At 66.8% G+C, this 17,390-nt stretch carries 17 protein-coding genes, 1 tRNA gene and 1 pseudogene; 12 read left to right on the top strand and 7 right to left on the bottom strand.

The window, feature by feature from the left end; all coding sequences use genetic code 11:
- Window positions 1-135 precede the first annotated feature (135 nt).
- Genes FS507_RS17720 through FS507_RS15695 form a run of 4 tightly spaced genes read left to right on the top strand, consistent with a single transcriptional unit; the run spans window position 136 to window position 2,941 of the window.
- The gene (locus tag FS507_RS17720; RefSeq protein WP_186314729.1) at window positions 136-300 is read left to right on the top strand and encodes a hypothetical protein; all 165 of its coding nucleotides are present in this window, start codon (window positions 136-138) and stop codon (window positions 298-300) included.
- Window positions 301-343: 43 nt separating this feature from the next.
- Window positions 344-1,021 (top strand): hypothetical protein, encoded by a 678-nt coding sequence (locus FS507_RS15685; RefSeq protein WP_145943710.1) that lies wholly within the window; start codon window positions 344-346, stop codon window positions 1,019-1,021.
- Window positions 1,005-1,907, top strand: coding sequence for a hypothetical protein (locus tag FS507_RS15690; protein ID WP_260853565.1), 903 nt, complete (start codon window positions 1,005-1,007; stop codon window positions 1,905-1,907). Before FS507_RS15685 ends, FS507_RS15690 begins: the two co-directional genes overlap by 17 nt.
- 26 nt (window positions 1,908-1,933) lie before the next feature.
- A complete protein-coding gene (locus tag FS507_RS15695; protein WP_145943711.1) occupies window positions 1,934-2,941 on the top strand; it encodes a hypothetical protein in 1,008 nt (335 codons plus the stop codon).
- Here FS507_RS15695 and FS507_RS15700 read toward each other — a convergent pair.
- A complete protein-coding gene (locus tag FS507_RS15700; RefSeq protein ID WP_145943712.1) occupies window positions 2,938-3,945 on the bottom strand; it encodes a prephenate dehydrogenase in 1,008 nt (335 codons plus the stop codon). The genes FS507_RS15695 and FS507_RS15700 overlap by 4 nt on opposite strands.
- Before the next feature lie 38 nt (window positions 3,946-3,983).
- On the opposite strand from FS507_RS15700, the gene FS507_RS15705 reads away from it, so the two are divergent.
- The 4 genes from FS507_RS15705 (at window position 3,984) to FS507_RS15715 (ending at window position 5,361) form a co-directional block, all read left to right on the top strand.
- Window positions 3,984-4,520, top strand: a complete 537-nt coding sequence (locus tag FS507_RS15705; RefSeq protein WP_145943713.1) for a tRNA adenosine deaminase-associated protein — start codon at window positions 3,984-3,986, stop codon at window positions 4,518-4,520.
- Window positions 4,521-4,570: 50 nt separating this feature from the next.
- On the top strand, window positions 4,571-4,999 hold the full coding sequence (locus FS507_RS15710) for a nucleoside deaminase (protein ID WP_145943725.1): 429 nt from the start codon (window positions 4,571-4,573) through the stop codon (window positions 4,997-4,999).
- Window positions 5,000-5,055: 56 nt separating this feature from the next.
- Entirely contained in the window at window positions 5,056-5,223 is a 168-nt protein-coding gene (locus tag FS507_RS17725; protein WP_186314730.1) for a hypothetical protein, read from the top strand.
- 48 nt (window positions 5,224-5,271) lie between these two features.
- Window positions 5,272-5,361, top strand: a tRNA-Ser gene (locus FS507_RS15715).
- Between the two features lie 56 nt (window positions 5,362-5,417).
- On the opposite strand, the gene FS507_RS15720 is transcribed toward FS507_RS15715, so the two are convergent.
- The 3 genes from FS507_RS15720 to FS507_RS15730 are packed head-to-tail and all read right to left on the bottom strand — an operon-like array spanning window position 5,418 to window position 9,170.
- Window positions 5,418-7,394 (bottom strand): fructose-specific PTS transporter subunit EIIC, encoded by a 1,977-nt coding sequence (locus FS507_RS15720; protein WP_145943714.1) that lies wholly within the window; start codon window positions 7,392-7,394, stop codon window positions 5,418-5,420.
- Complete coding sequence (locus FS507_RS15725) at window positions 7,387-8,403, bottom strand: 1-phosphofructokinase family hexose kinase (protein ID WP_145943715.1); 1,017 nt, start codon at window positions 8,401-8,403, stop codon at window positions 7,387-7,389. The genes FS507_RS15720 and FS507_RS15725 overlap by 8 nt, the downstream gene beginning before the upstream one ends.
- Complete coding sequence (locus FS507_RS15730) at window positions 8,400-9,170, bottom strand: DeoR/GlpR family DNA-binding transcription regulator (protein ID WP_145943716.1); 771 nt, start codon at window positions 9,168-9,170, stop codon at window positions 8,400-8,402. Before FS507_RS15730 ends, FS507_RS15725 begins: the two co-directional genes overlap by 4 nt.
- Window positions 9,171-9,279: 109 nt before the next feature.
- On the opposite strand from FS507_RS15730, the gene FS507_RS15735 reads away from it, so the two are divergent.
- The 3 genes and pseudogenes from FS507_RS15735 to FS507_RS15745 all read left to right on the top strand — a co-directional run bounded on the left by FS507_RS15735 (window position 9,280) and on the right by FS507_RS15745 (window position 13,392).
- The gene (locus FS507_RS15735; protein ID WP_145943717.1) at window positions 9,280-10,110 is read left to right on the top strand and encodes a class II fructose-bisphosphate aldolase; all 831 of its coding nucleotides are present in this window, start codon (window positions 9,280-9,282) and stop codon (window positions 10,108-10,110) included.
- 28 nt (window positions 10,111-10,138) lie between these two features.
- Window positions 10,139-10,813: pseudogene (locus FS507_RS15740) on the top strand (HAD family hydrolase); the annotation flags it as partial.
- Between the two features lie 65 nt (window positions 10,814-10,878).
- Window positions 10,879-13,392, top strand: coding sequence for an MMPL family transporter (locus tag FS507_RS15745; RefSeq protein ID WP_145943719.1), 2,514 nt, complete (start codon window positions 10,879-10,881; stop codon window positions 13,390-13,392).
- Here FS507_RS15745 and FS507_RS15750 read toward each other — a convergent pair.
- From FS507_RS15750 to tgt, 3 genes are all read right to left on the bottom strand, one after another.
- Window positions 13,349-14,197, bottom strand: a complete 849-nt coding sequence (locus FS507_RS15750; protein ID WP_145943720.1) for a sigma-70 family RNA polymerase sigma factor — start codon at window positions 14,195-14,197, stop codon at window positions 13,349-13,351. The two genes, FS507_RS15745 and FS507_RS15750, sit on opposite strands and share 44 nt — an antisense overlap.
- Complete coding sequence (locus FS507_RS15755; protein ID WP_145943721.1) at window positions 14,194-14,628, bottom strand: carboxymuconolactone decarboxylase family protein; 435 nt, start codon at window positions 14,626-14,628, stop codon at window positions 14,194-14,196. The genes FS507_RS15750 and FS507_RS15755 overlap by 4 nt, the downstream gene beginning before the upstream one ends.
- 102 nt (window positions 14,629-14,730) lie before the next feature.
- Window positions 14,731-16,044, bottom strand: a complete 1,314-nt coding sequence (tgt, locus tag FS507_RS15760) for a tRNA guanosine(34) transglycosylase Tgt (RefSeq protein WP_145943722.1) — start codon at window positions 16,042-16,044, stop codon at window positions 14,731-14,733.
- Window positions 16,045-16,152: 108 nt separating this feature from the next.
- On the opposite strand from tgt, the gene FS507_RS15765 reads away from it, so the two are divergent.
- Window positions 16,153-17,166: an NADP-dependent oxidoreductase gene (locus FS507_RS15765; RefSeq protein ID WP_145943723.1), complete on the top strand. Its 1,014-nt coding sequence runs from the start codon at window positions 16,153-16,155 to the stop codon at window positions 17,164-17,166.
- Window positions 17,167-17,390 lie beyond the last annotated feature (224 nt).

A 17,390-nucleotide genomic window follows, 5' to 3' on the forward strand; every position in this document is an offset into this window, starting at 1 on the left:
GTTACCGGGCTTATCTGGCTGAGGTGACTGAGGCAGCAGCTTGACAAACTATAGGAGCATCAGGGGCGTCCCGGCACCGTCGATGCACCGGAGCAGGACAGGTGCACCGTCGACCAGGTCAACGACGACGACCCGGTGGCGAAACTGAACCTGGGTCTCGCCGTCAACCCGCTGGCGGCGGTCGGCGTTCTGGCCGACCTGCCGGGTTCGGCGTCCTCCACGCCGGGGACCCGGCACAGCTACCGGGCGGTGCTGCCACCGGACGGGTGCGTCACGCCCCGTTCCGGTGCCCTACACTGAAACGCACCGAAGAATCCTGTGTGCGGAAAGGTAAGGGCTGACGATGGCTGAGAACGACGGCTGGGGACGCAGGGACAGCGACCCCCAGAACCCTTACCCGCAGTACCCGCAGTACCCGCAGTGGGGTCAGGCCGCCGGAGGCCAACCCGACTGGGGCCAGCCGCCCTCCCCGCAGCAGCCCCACACTGCAGGCGGGTCGTCGGCCGGTCGCGTCCTCCTGGTGGTCATCCCGGTGCTGATCATCGTCCTCGTCGCCGCCCTGCTGGTCTGGAAATGGGACGACCTCTTCGGCTCCGGGTCCGACGACGCGGCGGCACCGGCACCGATGACGAGTCAGTCCGCACCGTCCTCGGATGAGGAGACGGACGAGGAGACCAGCGAGGAGACCCCCTCGGAGACCAGCAGCGCCTCCCGGCCCGACCGGCCGGATCTGCCGTCCGGGGCCGAACCGGTGAACGACGCCGCGCGGAACAACGAGCCCACCGGCGACTTCAACTCCGTCTACAAGTCACCGCCCTCCGGCGACAACTACACCAGCGACGAGTTCGCCGAGGCCGTCCGCAACGCCTTCGTCGACGCCTACCTCGACAACCGGGAGACCGACCAGACCATCGACGTGCGCAGCCCCGTGACCGGCGACAGCTACCAGATGACCTGCACGGACGAAGGAAGCTACGTCCACTGCGCCGGGGGGAACAACGCGAATGTCTACATTGCGTAGCCGGGCGTGGTGGGCCGCGTCCGGGGTCGTGGCGACGTCCCTGCTGCTCACCGGGTGTGTCATCGGCGAGGTCGACCGCGACAGTCCGACCGTGACCTCGGACGCGGCGACCGTGGAGGTCACCACGGGCCCTGCCCCGACGACAGGCAGCGAACCCGGCCCGACGGCTGACGACGGGTCGTTGGATCTCCCCGACGTCGCCGGTGAGGCCGGGGTGGTGCTGCTCGACGCCGGGGACGGGCGCTCCGGCGGATCGCTGGCCGATCTCGCCGACGCAGCCTGGTCCACGAGCAAGGTGCCGCTGGCGATCGCCGCACTGAACAACGCTCCGGGTGACGAGACCCTTGCCGGGCAGATGCGGCAGGCGATCACCGCCTCCGACAATGACGCCGCCGAGGCGCTCTGGGCGTCCCTCGGAGACCCGCAGGACGCCGCCGCGGCCGTGCAGGACGTCCTGCGTGAAGGCGGCGACATGACGACCACGGTGCCTGCCGAGAAGCGGCGCGCCGAGTTCAGTACCTTCGGACAGACCACCTGGACGCTCGACGACCAGGTCACCTTCGCCTCGGAGCTGCGTTGCGTCAGTGGTTCGGATCCCGTCCTCGACGCGATGGGGCAGGTGAGTGCCGACCAGTCCTACGGGCTCGGGCAGTTCGACGGTGCCCGGTTCAAGGGCGGTTGGGGGCCGCGCGAGGACGGGACGTACCTGCTCCGCCAGTTCGGCCTGATCCCCGTGAATGACGGCACGATGGTGCCCGTCGCCGTCGCCGCCACCGCGACCGACGGCAGCTACGAGTCCGCACAGGGGGTGCTCGACCAGGTCGTTGAATCGGTCAGGGACACCGTCGCCGGTGCTCACGGGGTGGCTGCGGACGGCGACTGCTGAAATCGCCACGGCGTGGGCTAGTGTCGATGGCTGTGGTACGCAGGGCAGCGAAGTCAGCGAGAACAACGGGCACGCATCACCGTGCGCCGGATCCCTCGGCAGGCACGGTACGGGCGAACCAGCGGAATCTCTGGGTCGTCGGCGGCCTGCTGCTCGCCATCCTGAGCGTGGCCGTGTTCCTCAACGGACTCACCGCGGATGACGGGGACGAGGCCGAGCGCAACCGGCGTGCCCTTGAACAGGACGTCGCGGCGTCCTCGGCGCCGACCTCCGAGGAGGAGGCGGAGAACATCCGGGTCGCGCTCGCCGGCGTCACCGACGACATCTCGGAGGAGTTCGGTGTCACCGCCGGGGCGACGATGCGTGCGGGCGGGGGAATCGTCCACGTCGGTGAGTTGCAGGACGCCCCCGCACTGTCGTCGATCAAGGTTCCGGTGTCCATCGCCGCGGTGCAGGAGAGCCTGCGGGACGGTCGCCCCGTCGAGGAGCTGACCGGTGACATCGACGAGGCCATCACTGTCTCGGACAATGACGCAGCCCTGCGTCTGTGGGAGTCCCTGGGATCCGATGACGAGGCCGCTGCGGCACTCGGCGCCGTCCTGGGCCAGGGCGGCGACCCGACCGACACCACCGTGGACTGGAGCAGGGACGACTACGAGGGCTTCGGTGACATCGCCTGGACCCTCGACCACCAGACGATCTTCGCCAACCGGATGGCCTGCGTCCTGGGCTCCGAGCAGACCCTCGACGCGATGGGCCGTCTCGCCGAGGAGCACAGCACCGGGCTGGCACAGCTTGAGGGTGCCCGTGTGAAGGGCGGCTGGGGTGACACCGCCGACGGTAGTTTCATCCTGCGCGAGTTCGGGCTCGTCGGCCCGGTCGACGCCCAGGTGCCCGTGGCTGTGGCCGTGATCCCGGAGGACGGTCAGGAAGAGACGGCCCGCGAGGCCGTCGCCGAGATGACCCGCCGGATCGCCCCCCTGATCGACGAGGCGTCCGCCAACGGTGGCGCCGCCGAGTGCCAGGCCCGCTAGAAGACACCGATCTGCGCGCCGACGGTCTCGGCGTAGTGCAGCTGGTCCACCCACCCCGGGGCACCCGGCTGCACCCGGATGAACGGCCGGTTGGACGGTGCCTCGCGCGTCCGGCCCGCCCGTGCCTCGTACCGCAGGCGGGCGTCGTGCCCGTCACGGGTCATCTGCCCGAGGTCCGCGTCTGGGTCGGCGAGGGCGTCTCGCGCGGAGGTCAGCAGGCCGAGCGTCTCATCCAGCGCGGTGACCAGGGCGTCCCGGTTGTTCTCGCACATCGCCTGCACCAGGTGCGGTGCGGTACCCGCCACCCGCGTACCGTCGCGGAAACTCGTCGCCGCCAGTGACAACGCCAGGGCGCCCCCCTGGTCCGCGGTGATGGACAGTGCCTCGGCGACGACATGGGGAAGATGGGAGACCCTGGCGACCGCGCTGTCGTGCGCCGCGGTACGCGCCGGCACCACCACCGCGCCGGCGGTCTCGGCCATCTCCACCACCCGTCGCCAGACATTCACCCAGGCAGCGTCCTCCCGCGCATTGTCGTGGGTGACCACCCACACCGCGTCGCGGAAGAGTCCACGTGAGGTGGCGTCCCAGCCGGAATCGGCCGTGCCGGCCATCGGATGCCCGCCGACATAGCGCTCCGCCAGTCCGTGGTCGGTGACCAGCGCCAGCACGTCCCCCTTCACGCTGACGACATCGGTCAGACCGCAGTCCGGGGCGTGCTCGGCGACCGCGTCCAGCAGCGACGGCAGTGCAGGGACGGGGACCCCCAGGACGATGAGGGCGTCCTGCACGGCGGCGCGACGGAGTGTGTCCACCAGGTCGGTGGAGACGTCGAAACCCTCGTCGGCGGCAGTGTCCACCGTCGCCTGCGATCGGTTCCAGCCGAACACCGGACGGTCCGCCTCCTGCAGGTCCCGCATCAGACTGCCGCCGATCAGCCCCAGGCCGAGCACACAGACAGGTCGGGGGGAGGTGGTGGTGGGGGGCGGGGGAGCAGTGTTCACCTTTCAAGTGTGGCACAGGGCGACTACGGTTAGCGACCATGAGTGGATTCGTCGTCGCAGCCGAACTCGCCGAGGGTGACTCCGGCGGCGCGTCGTGGCGCCTGCGCGTCCTGGACAGGAAGATCCCCGGCGGTCTGCGCCCCCTGCTGACCGAACTCGGCAGGCTCCGCGCCGCCGGTGTGCTGCTCGGCATGGTCTGTGTCGAGGACGACTGGTGCGCCCTGGTACGTCCCGGCCCACGGGGAGCCCAGCTGCTGCTCAGTGACGCCTCCGTCATCGTCGAGGACGATGATGAGCCCGGTATCGACCTCGCCCGTGACATCCTCGCCGAGCTCGACGTCGACGGGCCCACCGACGACGACATCGACGATGCGGACGACCCCGACGCGCCCTGGCCCGACGGCGACTTCGACATCCTCGCCGACCTCGGGGTCAGCGAGCAGGTCCTGTCGGTCATCCTGGACGACGGCGACATGCTCGCCACCGAACAGCTCATGCGTGTGGCCGGGGAACTCGGCTTCGACGACGACCTCGCGGAGATCCTCGACAAGCTCGGGTACACCGGGTGGGCGTGACCGGGTCCGGCCTGCCCCGCCCCGTCCGTGAGGTCCGCGACGACGCGCTGATGCGTCGGGCCCTCGCCGTCGCCGCGTCCACACCGGACGGCGACGTTCCCGTCGGCGCCGTCGTCCTCGATCCCGACGGCCGGGAACTGGCGAGTGCCACGAACCGTCGGGACATCGACGCCGACCCCACCGCCCACGCCGAGGTGCTCGCCCTGCGTGCCGCGGCGGCGGCCCGGGGCGACGCGTGGCGACTGGAGGACTGCACCCTCGTCGTCACCCTGGAACCCTGTGCCATGTGCGCCGGTGCCGCCGTGGGCGCACGCATCGGCCGCATCCTCTTCGGAGCCTATGAACCGCGCACCGGGGCATGCGGGTCCGTGGTCGACGTGGCCCGGGAATCCCCCCTGCACACCGTCACCGTGCGGGGTGGAGTGCTGGCGGGGGAATGCGAGGAACTTGTCCGCGGGTTCTTCCGCGAACGACGCTGAGCATCTATCCTTGGTTCCCGTCAGAGCACGACCCGCATGACGGAAGGGTGAACATCATGGATCTTGGTGGAATGGCGGACAAGGCGAAGAAGGCCGTCAACGACAACCGTGACCAGGTCGAGGAGAAGGCCGGCGAGGCCATCGACAAGGTCACCGACGGAGACAAGGCGGACAAGGCGAAGAGCACCCTGAAGGACGGGCTCGACAAGCTGTCCGGGAAGTAGCTTCCTGCGTTTTGCCTGACGGGGTCTAGTTGTTGTAACTTGGTCGGCGGTGGCGTGACCGAGCGGCCGAAGGTACTCGCCTCGAAAGCGAGCGTCGTGTAACAGCGACCGGGGGTTCAAATCCCTCCGCCACCGCCACAGAGCAACCCCCGCCCCGGTGATCTCACCGGGGCGGGGGTTCCTGCGTGGGTGGGCTATCCCAGTTTCGCGCTGAGCGGGGTGTAGATCTCGTCGGCAGTGCCGGAGTTGAGGGTGGCACGCAGGTCTTCGTCCATGAGGGCGCGGGACACCTTCGCCAGCAGTTTCAGGTGGGTGGTGCCTGCCTGTGCCTCGGGGACGAGCATGGTGACAGCCACGGAGACCGGCGCCTTGTCGGTCGGCCATGCCACGGGTTCACTGAACCTCACGACCAGCAGGGCAGCTTCGGTGATCGCCGGATGCTTGGCATGGGGGATCGCGATGCCGTCCATCAGGGCTGTCGTCATCTGTGCCTCGCGGGCCTGCAGCCCGGCGAGGACGCCCTCGGCGTCGGTCGCGTACCCGCGGTCGGTCGCCATGGCGGCGATCCGGGCGAGAGCGTCCTCCTGGGAATCCGCGTGGACGTCAACCAGCACATTGTCGCGGGTGAACATCTCCACCAGGGTTGCGGTGGGCGCACCAGGGCTCACGGAAGCCTGTGGTTCGGGGGCGGTGGCAGTGACCTCTGTGTCCTCTGCTTCAGCCGTCGTCGCGGTCTTCCGGGACTGGTTGAGCCGGTAGAGGCCGTACAGGACGCCGGAGACGGCGGAACCGATGAGGATGGCCAGCACCCAGCCGAAGGGGTTGCCGACGATCGGAAGGACGAGGAAGCCGCCGTGAGGTGCAGGGGAGGTGACGCCCCACAGCAGGGTGAGGATCGCCGAGATCGATGAACCGAGCATGATCAACGGGATCACCACCAGAGGGTTGCGGGCGGCGAAAGGAATCGCGCCCTCGGTGATGTGGGTGGACCCCAACAGGTAGTTGACGTACCCGGCCTTGCGTTCACCGGCCTCGAACCCCTTGGGGAACAGCGTGACGGCGATGGCGGTGATGATCGGCGGCGCGATACAGGCTGCGGAGACAGCCGCCATGAACTCCATGTTCCCCTCGGCCAGGAGTGCCACACCGGTGACGTACACTGCCTTGTTCACCGGGCCACCCATGTCGAAGCCTGCCATGCAGCCGATGATGATTCCCAGCACGATGGGGCTGGCGCCCTGGAAATCCGCGAGGAAGTTCTGCAGTCCCACGGAGATCGATTCCATGGGGGCGGAGATCACGAAGGTGATGCCGCCGAACACGAGCGTTCCGATGACCGGCAGGAGGAAGATGGCCTTCAACCCGCCGAGGGCCTTGGGAAGTTTGTCGAAGAGTTTTCCCAGGTAGAGCATCCCGTAACCGGCAAGGAAGCCGGTGACGATGCCTCCCAGGAAACCGGTACCCATGTCGGCGGCCAGGAGGCCGGTGATCAGGCCGACGGTGAGTCCGGGGCGGTTGGATATGGAGAAGGCGATGAACGCCGAGAGCACCGGCACCATCAGTCCCAGGCCGGTGGACCCGACGGTGTTGAGCATCTCGGCGAAACGGTTGTACTCGTCAGAGGTGGGATCGGCCGAGTAGATCCCGAAGAGGAAGGACGCCGCGAGAAGCACGCCACCACCGACGACGAACGGCAGCATGTAGGACACACCGTTCATCAGGTGCTTGTAGACGGCGCGTCCTGCCTTCCTCCACCCCTGGTCGGCCGATGTGTCGATGGCTGCGACGTTGAGGAAGTCGTTCTCGTCCTCCGGCTCGTCGTTACCGCTCCCGGGGGCGGAGTTCCCCGGTGTTCCTGCGGCGGCCTTGGCCAGTACCCGGTCGATGAGCTGGTCCGGGTGGTGGATGCCCTCCTTGACACCGACGTCGATGACCGCCTTACCGGCGAACCGACGGGCGTTGACCTCCTTGTCCGCCGCGATGATCACACCAGTGGCGCGTCTGATCTCGTCTGCGGTGAGTTCGTTCTCCAGTCCGACCTGACCGTGTGTCTCAACACGGATCTCGATACCGCGCTTGGCGGCGGCCTGCTTCAGGGCGTCCTCAGCCATGAACGTATGGGCAACCCCGGTGGGACAGCCGGTGGCGGCGACGATGAACTCCTCAGCCATGGTTCTTCCTCTCTCGAGTATCGGGTGTGGCGTGCGCGGTGGTGACGAGCGGTACCGACGGTTCCGTCAGCACGGCGTCTCGCCTGTCGGTGGACGTCGCCAGGTCACTGACGACGATCTGGTCGCTGAAGTCGGGGCGGACGGGGAACAGTGTTGATGCGTGGGCAACGGCGCTGGACGCCCAGAGCACCGCATTGTGCAGGCGCGTGCCGGGAGTTCCCTCCACGGCCATGAAGCCGGCGAGCAGAGCGTCACCGGCCCCGACGGAGTTGACGAAGGGGATGTCGTGCCCGGCAGCGTGGAGGGCGTTCTCCTCGTCGACGTATATCGCGCCGTCAGCTCCGAGACTCGCCAGTACCGCCGTGGCACCGGACCGCCTCACCCGGTGCGCGGCGTCAATGACGTCGCCGATGGTCCGTATGTCCCGCTCGACCAGTTCAGACAGCTCGTGGACGTTCGGTTTGATCAGGGACGGGCCTGCCGCCAGAGCTGCAGTGAGAGGTTCACCGGAACTGTCGACCACGACTTCGGTCCCCGACGACGACTGCCGGAGGCTCGTCACGAGGTCGGCGAACTGGGCGGGCGACATGGTCGGGGGCAGGCTTCCGCACAGGAGGACGGCGCGGGCTCCGCGGGTGGCCTCGACTGCTGTGTCGACGAGTTGCTGCAGTTGCGCGGGGCCCACGTCGACTCCCGGTTCATTGATCTTGGTGGAATGGCCCGGAGTGACCAGAGTGATGTTCGTCCGGACTTCCTGACCCGTCTCGACCCGGGTGAAGGGCATCTCTGCCTCAGTGAAGGCGTTCTCCATGAACTGGCCGGTCTGACCGCCCCCCGGGAAGACGGCGATCGTGGGGACCCCGGCACGATGGAGTGCCCAGGAGACGTTGACGCCCTTCCCGGAGGCTTCGCGGGTCGACGTGCTCGCGCGGTTCACCGCATCGAGCTCGAAGCTGTCGGTGGCCACGGTCCAGTCGACCGCAGGGGACGGGGTGACGGTGACGATCATACGTACTCCAGTTCTATGTCGGTGTCGCTGAAGGGCTCGCGCAGCGCGGGGTCCAGTTCGGTCCCGGTGATGATGACGTCCAGGTCGGTGACCTGTGCATATGTCATGAGTGACCGTTGGGTGAACTTGGTGTGGTCAGCCAGAAGTACCGCCCGTTCGCCGTGGTCGATCAGCGCGGCCTTGATTGCGGCCTCGGCCTCGTCGGGAGTGGCGAGACCCCGGTCGGGGGAGATGGAGTTCGTACCGACGAAGGCGACATCAAAGTGCATTTTGTCGATTGCGTTGAGCGCGAGCGGGCCCACCTGTGTGGTGGTGTTCGCCCGGACGAGACCACCGAAGGTCGAAACCCGTATGTTGCGGTGGTGCGACAGGGCACCGGCGATGGAGAGGGCCGTCGTATAGACGTTCAACGGGCGATCGGGAAGCTGACGTACGAACTCCAGGGTGGTGGAACCGGCATCGACGGCGATCGCACCACCGTCAGGGACGCGGGTCAGGGCGGCACACGCGATGCGCGTCTTCTCGTCGAGATTGTCGGCCCGGGTGGTGACGTCGGGTTCGAAGGTCATCGGAGTGACCGGCAATGCTCCACCGTGGACACGGTGCAGGTGACCCTGCCGCTCCAGCTGGATGAGATCCTTGCGGATCGTCTCCACGGACGTCCCGAGGTCCTCGGCCACGCCTGCGGCGGTGAGCCGGCCGGATCTCTGGAGCTCGTGGAGCAGATGATGTTGGCGTTCAGTCGCCAACATGGGGGCATCCCTCATGTCCGCACCTCCTTGATATCGGATGCAAAATAAGTGTAGTTCCTTGGGTTATATTGCACAATAGTGGATATGCTTGCGAACTGGTGGTTGTGCTGGCAAAGTCAGTTGCATGATCATCAACGCCACCGACCTCCTCGGCCCGTCACGTAACACGGGCGGCCCCTCCGCAGTGACTGCCTTCAACGTGATCACCCTCGAGCACGCCGAGGCCGTCACGGCCGCGGCCGAAGCGGAGGGGCTGCCTGTCATCCTGCAGCTCTCCCAGAACGCCATCGCCTTCCATCGCAGGCCAGAGGCGATTGCCGCCGCGATGGTCGCCGTCGCCGCAACGTCGTCGGCCCCCGTCGTCCTGCACCTCGACCACATCACCGACGTCGATCTCGCACTGCGGGTGAAGGATCTCGGATTCTCCTCCGTGATGTACGACGGAGCGGAACTCGACTACGCCGCGAATGTCGCCACGACGCGACAGGTGTCCGAGTGGGCGCACGACAACGGCATCTGGGTCGAGGCTGAACTCGGTGAGATCGGGGGGAAGGACGGAGCCCATGCGCCGGGAGTCAGGACCGACCCGGCGGAAGCTGCACAGTTCGCCCGGGACACCGGTGTCGACTCTCTCGCTGTGGCGGTCGGTTCGTCGCACGCGATGACCACCCGATCCGCCAGCGTCGACATCGACCTGGTTGGACGTATCGCCGCCAGTGTCGATGTCCCGCTGGTCCTGCACGGGTCCTCGGGAGTCCCGGATGAGGATCTTGCTGCGGCAGCCCGTGCCGGAATGCGCAAGGTCAACATCGGCACCGCACTCAACATCGCGTTCACCGGTGCCGTCCGGGACTGGTTGAACGACAATGAGGGCGTTGACCCCCGTAAATACATCCGGCCCGGTCGCGACGCGATGACGGAAACCTGCCGCCACTTCATGCGGGTGCTGAAATGAGTGATGACGCCCTCAAGGGGTTGTCTTCGACCTGGACGGGACCCTCATAAATTCCGAACCACTTTGGGCGAGGGCGGAAACTGCAGTCGCTGCCGCTGGTGGAGTGTCCTGGACGGAAGAGGATGCTTTTTCCTGCTTCGGTCGACCGCTGTCAGTCACTGCGCAGACAATCATCGACCGGGGGCTCGACCTGACCGTCGCTGAAGCCATTGACAGGATGACCGGAGAGCTTATCGGGATCTACCGTGCCGGGGTTCCGTGGTTGCCCGGAGCTGTCGAGTTGCTCTCTGAACTGCACAATGCCGGGATTGTAACGGCGCTGGGGACACAGAGCGTCCGGCCTCTGGCGTCTGCTGTCCAGGATGCTGCGCCCGCAGGTTCACTTACTGAACTCGTTACGGGAGACGAGCTGAATAACGGAAAGCCGGACCCGGAGGTCTTTCTCACTGCCATTGACAGGCTTGGATTGATCCCGGACGATGTGGTCGTCGTGGAAGATTCACCGACCGGTGTCGCAGCCGGTGTCGCGGCCGGTGTTCCTGTGCTCGCGGTCCCTCCGTCGGAAGAGATCTACCACTTCTATGCGGAGAAAGAGGGGGTAAGCATAGCCAGCGATCTAACCCAGGTGAACACTGAGCTTCTCAGGACCGTTCGCACAGGTGAGAAAGTGGACCTCTGGGGCACGAGTTCCATGCGGCCCTGAACACCGCCGCGGTCCACTAGGATTGTCTCTCGCACTGTGCTCCTACGTGGAAGGCTGACCTCTCCGTGGCTCTTTTCCTGTTCCGACTCGGCCGGTGGTCCTACCTGAGGCGGTGGCTCGTCATCGGGATCTGGGCGGTCCTGCTCGCCGCTGTCGGCGGTGGGTCGCTGGTGATCCAGAAGGGCTACAACGATGTCTTCAGCATCGACGGGGTGCCGTCCCAGCACGCCACCCAGATGCTCATGGACGAGTTCCCCGGCACCGACAACCCCGCCGAGGCATCGGACGTGAACCTGGTGTTCCAGGCGCCGGAGGGGGAGAAGCTCAGCGATGAGAAGTACATGGGCGTCCTCGACGAGGTCGTCGACGCCGTCCGCGCCAACGTCGATGATTTCGGTGACGACTCCTCCTTCGGCAACCCGGTCGTCTTCAATGACCAGCAGTCGCAGATGGTCATCGACACTTCCACGGAGATGGGTTTACCCCGTGATGTCGCCGAGGCCGACGCCGCCAACGTCGCCACCCTCAGCCCGGACGGGCGGACGGGCACGACCTCCTTCGCCTTCGACGTCGACCTGCCCGCCGACGTCACCCCGGCTGACAAGGACGCGGTCAACGACGCCCTCGACATCGCACGGGACGCCGGCCTGAAGGCCGAAGCCGGTGGTGCGGGCTTCGGTGACCCGATCGTCATCGAACCGATCAGTGAAGCCGTCGGACTGCTGGCCGCGTTCATCATCCTGTTCATCACCTTCGGCTCACTCATCGCCGCGGGTATGCCGTTGATCAGTGCCGTCGTCGGTGTGGGTATCGGTGCGCTCGGCATCACCGGTGCGACCGCCTTCGTCCCCCTGAACAACATCACCCCGGTGCTGGGCATCATGCTGGGGCTGGCCGTCGCGATCGACTACGCCCTGTTCATCATGAGCCGGTACCGCGATGAACTCCGACACGGCCGCTCCAGACCCGACGCCACCGGCCTGGCGGTGGGAACCGCCGGTTCGGCGGTGGTCTTCGCTGGGCTGACCGTGATCATCGCCCTGGTCGGACTACGTGTGGCGAACATCGAGTTCCTGTCCTACATGGGCTACGCTGCGGCGGCCACCGTCCTGCTCTCTGTCTTCGTGGCAGTCACCCTCGTGCCTGCCTTGTTCGGTGCCTTCGGCGACCGGGTCTTCCGGAAGGATGCTGCCACCGGTGCGAAGGTCCGCGAAGGAATGACGGTCGAGGACGCGGATGCCGCGGTCGCCGCCTCCCTGGCGTCCGGGAGCAGAGGCTCCCGTCGGATGCGCGGACAGCACGAGAAGAGAACACAGAAAACACAGCCGTCGCTCGGGACCCGGTGGGTACACCTGGTCCACCGCGCACCGGGAGGGTTCCTGCTCGTCGTCGTCGCATCGTTGGTTCTGCTGACCCTGCCGGCCATGAATCTGCAGCTCTCCCTGCCGTCGGACAAGACCTCCCCGGTGGACAGCACCCAGCGGCAGTCCGCCGAGTTGATGGAGGAGGGCTTCGGCGCCGGCCGGAACTCCCCGTTTCTCGTCATCGTCAACACCGACGACGTGAAACCGGACTCCCCTGCACTGGCACCGCTGGTCTCCAGTGGAATCGAACCGGCACAGGCCGCGTTCGTGACGGTGAAGGACCGGCTAGGCAACAACGTCGGGGTGAAGCACTCACAGCTGATCGGCGCCTCGGAGGACGGCTCCACCGCACAGATCCTGGTCACCCCGGAGACCGGTCCGACCGACGAGCGCACCGCGCAGCTCATCCAGCAGCTCCGGGCCCAGCAGAACGTCCTGGAGAACGAGACCGGTGTGGACATGGGGATCACCGGTCTGGTGCCGATCCAGCAGGACGTCACCGACCGGTTGTCCGACGCGATGCCGATCTACCTCGCTCTCGTCGTCGGCCTGGCCCTGGTGCTGCTGCTGATGGTCTTCCGGTCACTGATGGTGCCGGTGATGGCCGCCGCCGGGTTCCTGCTGTCCGTCGGGGCCGCCTTCGGCGTGACCGTCCTGTTCTGGCAGGAAGGACTGTGGGGCCTGATCAACTCGCCGGGACCGCTGATCAGCTTCATGCCGATCTTCCTCATCGGTGTCACCTTCGGCCTGGCGATGGACTACCAGGTGTTCATTGTCTCGCGGATGAGGGAGCGGTTCACCCTGCGCAGTCACGAGGCGGCGAAGACGAGCAGATACAACGCCGTCGAGGATTCGGTGATCGGCGGCTTCGGGCTGGGCGCCAAGGTGGTGACCGCCGCTGCATTGATCATGATCTGCGTCTTCGCCTCCTTCATCGCCCAGCCGCTGCCGTTCATCCAGATCTTCGGCTTCGCCCTGGGCGTCGGTGTGCTGTTCGACGCCTTCTTCATCCGGATGACCCTGATCCCTGCGCTGATGTTCCTGTGCGGGCGCGCCACCTGGTACATGCCGCGGTGGTTGGACCGGATCCTGCCGTCGGTGGACGTCGAGGGAGCGAAGCTGGAGGACGCGTACTCCTCCGGGAAGATCCGGCGTATGGAGGACAGCCAGGTCAGCGAATCTTCCGCGGGTTCCGCTGGACCTGGATCCCGGTGATCCCGGCTCCTCCGTCGGTCTCGAGGACGACGACACGGGTCATGTCCTCGGAGACCGCACGGAGCACCGGGCCTGCCACCGTGTCGACGACCGACACCCGGGGCATCCCGTATTTGCCGACAAGACCGGCGAGGAATCGGGAGACGCGGTCGCTGCCGTACACCGGGTTCCGCGCGGCCCTGGTGAGACCGCCGGAATCCGTCCACAGGACGCATCCCTCGGACAACTGTTCCACGAGGGTGCCGAGGTCACCGGCGTTCAGGGAAGCGGCCAGAGTATGCAGGTACGACTGGTCCGCAGACCGGGGGACCGGTGCATCCTCCGACGGTGCGGCCAGGGCTGTCCGGGCCCGGCGTAGCCGCTGACGTGTCGCCGCCGGGGTACTGCCGACCGCATCCGCGATCTCCTGGTGGGACATTCCGACGACGTCGGCGAGGACGAGGACGATCCGGTCCACGGGCCGGAGCGCCTGGAGGATCCGGATGAAAGCGAGGTCGACGCCTTCCCCCACGACGATCCGGTCGGCGGGATCGGCGTCCTGTACGACGATGTCGGGCAGCCACTGCCCGACATAGGACTCACGTCGTTTCGCGGCAGTCGTCGCAGCGTCGAGGGCGATGCGGGAGACGACGACAGTCAGCCACGCGGGCACGTCCTGCGGTTCCTGGCTTGTTCCGTCGACACGGTGCAGACGCAGCCATGCTTCGGAGACGGCGTCTTCGGCGTCCTCCCAGGTTCCGAGCACGGTGTAGGCCAGCCCCACCAGGCGTGGGCGTTCCCGGATCCAGGTCGGGGAGGTCGTCATTTCTGCGAGAGTACGCCGAGCCGGTTCCACATGTTGATCGCGGCGATTTCACTGATCAGGGCTCCGGTGGTCTTTTCCCCGAACTCCTCGATCACGCGTTCCTGGAGTTCGACGTCGAAATCGGTGTCCTCACTGAGACGGGTGCCGGCTGTGGTGAAGGCGAGGATGAGGTCGTCGGACGCACTGAAGTGGGTGTCGGCGCCGTCCGGTGTCCAGTCCCGGATCGCGTCGATCCAGTTCTGGCCGAAGTCGTGCTTCAGGGCCTCGTCGGAGTGCATGCCGATGCAGAAACTGCACTTGTTGAGGAAGGACGCACGTAACTCGATGAGCAGGCGGGCGCGCCGGTCCAGGCCGCTACGGGCGGCGAACTCGAAGGCTCCCGCCGCGGCATAGGTGCGTTTATGGGTCTTCATCAGGTCAAGGCGGGTCATGGGCGGTCTCTTTCGGTGTCGTTACGGACGTCGGTCACCGGAGAGACGTGACAGCTCGAGACAATGTGACAAAACACAGGTCAGGGTCATATTACGTGATGATCAGGGCTGGCGTCCGCGCAGTTCCGGGGGAGTGTCCGCGTAGTAGCGGCCGAGGAACTCGTCGCGGTACTCCTCGAAGCGACCCTCGTCGATGGACGTCCGGATGTTCCGGGTCAGCGTCGCCATGAAGTGGATGTTGTGCAGGGTGCACAGGGTGCCTGCCAGGAACTCCTTCGCACGCAGCAGGTGGTGGATGTAGGCGCGCGAGTAGTTGTCACAGACGTATCCGCCGAGCGATGCGTCGATGGGGATGAAGTCGCGGCGGTGACGGCCCGCCATCAGGTTCAGGCGTCCGTCCAGCGTGTACACTCCGCCGCGGCGTGCCAGCCGGGTCGGAGCCACGCAGTCGAAGGTGTCCGCCCCCGCGGCAATGGCGGTGAACAGGTCGTCCGGCTCCGAGATGCCGAGCATGTGGCGGGGCTTCTCGTCCGGCAGTTCATCACAGACCCACCCGGTGATGACGCCGAGGTTCTCCTTCTCCAGGGCACCTCCGATGCCGAAGCCGCCGAACCCGCGACGACCGGCGTCCTCCGCCTCCTGCGACAGCTCCACCAGGCCCCGCGCCGCCTGACGACGCAGGTCCTCGTACTGCGCTCCCTGCACCACACCCCACAGCGACTGCAGTGGCCGGTGACTGCGCTCGGCGGTCAGCCGGTCGTGTTCGACGAGGCAGCGTCGTGCCCAGCGGTGGGTCCGTTCCACCGACTCCTCCTGGTAGAGCCGGGTGTCCACCAGGGTGGTCAGCTCATCGAAGGCGAACATGATGTCCGCTCCGAGCCCATGCTGGATCTGCATCGACTTCTCCGGGGTGAAGCGGTGCTTCGAACCGTCGATGATGCTGCGGAAGTCGACGCCGTCCTCGTCCACCAGGGCCATGCGCTCCTTCTTCGCCGCGCGGATATCGCCCTCGGTGAGGTTCGCGACGTCCATCGCCAGGACCTTCTTGAACCCGACGCCGAGGCTCATCACCTGGAACCCGCCGGAATCGGTGTAGGTCGGGCCGTGCCAGTTCTCGAACGCCGCGACGCCACCGGCCGTGTCCACGATGTCCTCACCCGGCTGCAGGTAGAGATGGTAGGCGTTCGACAGCATCGCCTCCGCCCCTGTCGACCGGACCTGCTCCGGGGTGAGCGTCTTCACCGTCGCCTTCGTCGCCACCGGAATGAAGGCGGGTGTGTGGATGTCCCCGTGCGGAGTGTGGATCACGCCGGTGCGACCGTGGGCGGGAGCGCCGTCGACGGAACCGACCCTGGTGCCGAGCTCGAATGTCGTGTCTTGTGCTGCGGGGGCCGGGGAGACGGCGGACTCAGTCATGGTGGGTCATTCTATCTGACAACCTGTGTGCCGCTGACAGGTTCAGTGGCTACCCTCGGCGGGCGGAGAAACGAACTCCGAACCCGAACCAATCAAGGAGATGCCTCCATGACCACCGCACGTCAGATCGTCCTCGCCAGCCGCCCGAAGGGTGCGCCGACCGCGGAGAACTTCCGCACCGAGGAGGTCACGTTGCCGCAGGTCGGCGACGGTGAGCTTGAACTGAAGGTGCAGTACCTCTCTCTGGACCCGTACATGCGGGGACGGATGAGTGCCGCGAAGTCGTACGCCGCCCCCGTCCCCGTCGACGGCGTGATGCAGGGGGAGACGGTCGCCGAGGTGACCGTCTCCCGACACCCCGATTTCGAGGTCGGCGACCTCGTCCAGGCACACACCGGGTGGTGTACCCACGCTGTGGTCCCGGCGAAGCACGTGTGGACGCTGCAGACCCACGGGGCTCCGTCGACCACTGCCCTGGGTGTGCTCGGCATGCCGGGGTTCACGGCCTACGCCGGTATGAAGGTCATCGGGCAACCCAAGAAGGGTGAGACGGTCGCTGTCGCCGCCGCGTCCGGCCCCGTCGGCTCGATGGTCGGGCAGCTCGCCCAACTCGCCGGGGCCCGTGCGGTCGGTATCGCCGGTGGGCCGGAGAAGTGTGCCTTCGTCCGTGATGAGCTGGGATTCGATGCGGTGGTGGACCACCGTGACCCGGACTTCGCCGACAAGCTCGCCGAGGCCTGCCCTGACGGCGTGGACGTCTACTACGAGAACGTCGGCGGTGCGGTGTGGGACGCCGTTCTGCCGCTGCTGAACAAGTTTGCCCGTGTGCCGGTGTGTGGTCTGGTCTCCCAGTACAACTCCACCGGTGCCGGCGACCGTGACCGGCTGCCGGCGGCGATGGGTACGATCCTGGCCCAGAGTGTGCTGATCCGCGGATTCATCCAGACGGAGTTCGCCGAGGAGTACTACCCCGAGTTCCTTGCGGAGGTCGGGCCGAAGGTCGCCGACGGCACCATCAACTACCGTGAACAGGTCGTCGAAGGCTTCGACACTGCACCGGATGCGTTCATCGGCATGCTTGAGGGCAAGAACTTCGGGAAGCTCGTCGTCAAGGTCGACTGATTTCCTCCGGGCGTGCTGGTGTGCTCGGCGGTCAGGGGTCGTGACCGTCGAGTACGTGTGCATGCTCCCCCGCCTGCCTGCGGTGGGCTTGTCAGTCGGGGTGTCTCACCGGGGACAACGGTCCGGCGGCGACGGTGGTGGCGTGCATCCCACCGGGCCCTGCCCAGTGCAGTGTGACCGCGTCATCCGGGCTGGCAGGCTGCCAGGCCCGGGCGGTTTTCAGG

The organism is Corynebacterium glyciniphilum AJ 3170, from assembly GCF_007673095.1.
In the GTDB taxonomy this organism is placed as follows: Bacteria; Actinomycetota; Actinomycetes; order Mycobacteriales; family Mycobacteriaceae; genus Corynebacterium.

What these genes read in the sequence shown, in the direction of transcription:
- FS507_RS15685 (WP_145943710.1), top strand. Translation starts at nt 344, where the DNA reads ATGGCTGAGAACGACGGCTGGGGACGCAGGGACAGCGACCCCCAGAAC.
- FS507_RS15690 (WP_260853565.1), top strand. Translation starts at nt 1,005, where the DNA reads ATGTCTACATTGCGTAGCCGGGCGTGGTGGGCCGCGTCCGGGGTCGTG.
- FS507_RS15695 (WP_145943711.1), top strand. Translation starts at nt 1,934, where the DNA reads ATGGCTGTGGTACGCAGGGCAGCGAAGTCAGCGAGAACAACGGGCACG.
- FS507_RS15705 (WP_145943713.1), top strand. Translation starts at nt 3,984, where the DNA reads ATGAGTGGATTCGTCGTCGCAGCCGAACTCGCCGAGGGTGACTCCGGC.
- FS507_RS15710 (WP_145943725.1), top strand. Translation starts at nt 4,571, where the DNA reads ATGCGTCGGGCCCTCGCCGTCGCCGCGTCCACACCGGACGGCGACGTT.
- FS507_RS17725 (WP_186314730.1), top strand. Translation starts at nt 5,056, where the DNA reads ATGGATCTTGGTGGAATGGCGGACAAGGCGAAGAAGGCCGTCAACGAC.
- FS507_RS15720 (WP_145943714.1), bottom strand. Translation starts at nt 7,394, where the DNA reads ATGGCTGAGGAGTTCATCGTCGCCGCCACCGGCTGTCCCACCGGGGTT.
- FS507_RS15725 (WP_145943715.1), bottom strand. Translation starts at nt 8,403, where the DNA reads ATGATCGTCACCGTCACCCCGTCCCCTGCGGTCGACTGGACCGTGGCC.
- FS507_RS15730 (WP_145943716.1), bottom strand. Translation starts at nt 9,170, where the DNA reads ATGAGGGATGCCCCCATGTTGGCGACTGAACGCCAACATCATCTGCTC.
- FS507_RS15735 (WP_145943717.1), top strand. Translation starts at nt 9,280, where the DNA reads ATGATCATCAACGCCACCGACCTCCTCGGCCCGTCACGTAACACGGGC.
- FS507_RS15750 (WP_145943720.1), bottom strand. Translation starts at nt 14,197, where the DNA reads ATGACGACCTCCCCGACCTGGATCCGGGAACGCCCACGCCTGGTGGGG.
- FS507_RS15755 (WP_145943721.1), bottom strand. Translation starts at nt 14,628, where the DNA reads ATGACCCGCCTTGACCTGATGAAGACCCATAAACGCACCTATGCCGCG.
- tgt (WP_145943722.1), bottom strand. Translation starts at nt 16,044, where the DNA reads ATGACTGAGTCCGCCGTCTCCCCGGCCCCCGCAGCACAAGACACGACA.
- FS507_RS15765 (WP_145943723.1), top strand. Translation starts at nt 16,153, where the DNA reads ATGACCACCGCACGTCAGATCGTCCTCGCCAGCCGCCCGAAGGGTGCG.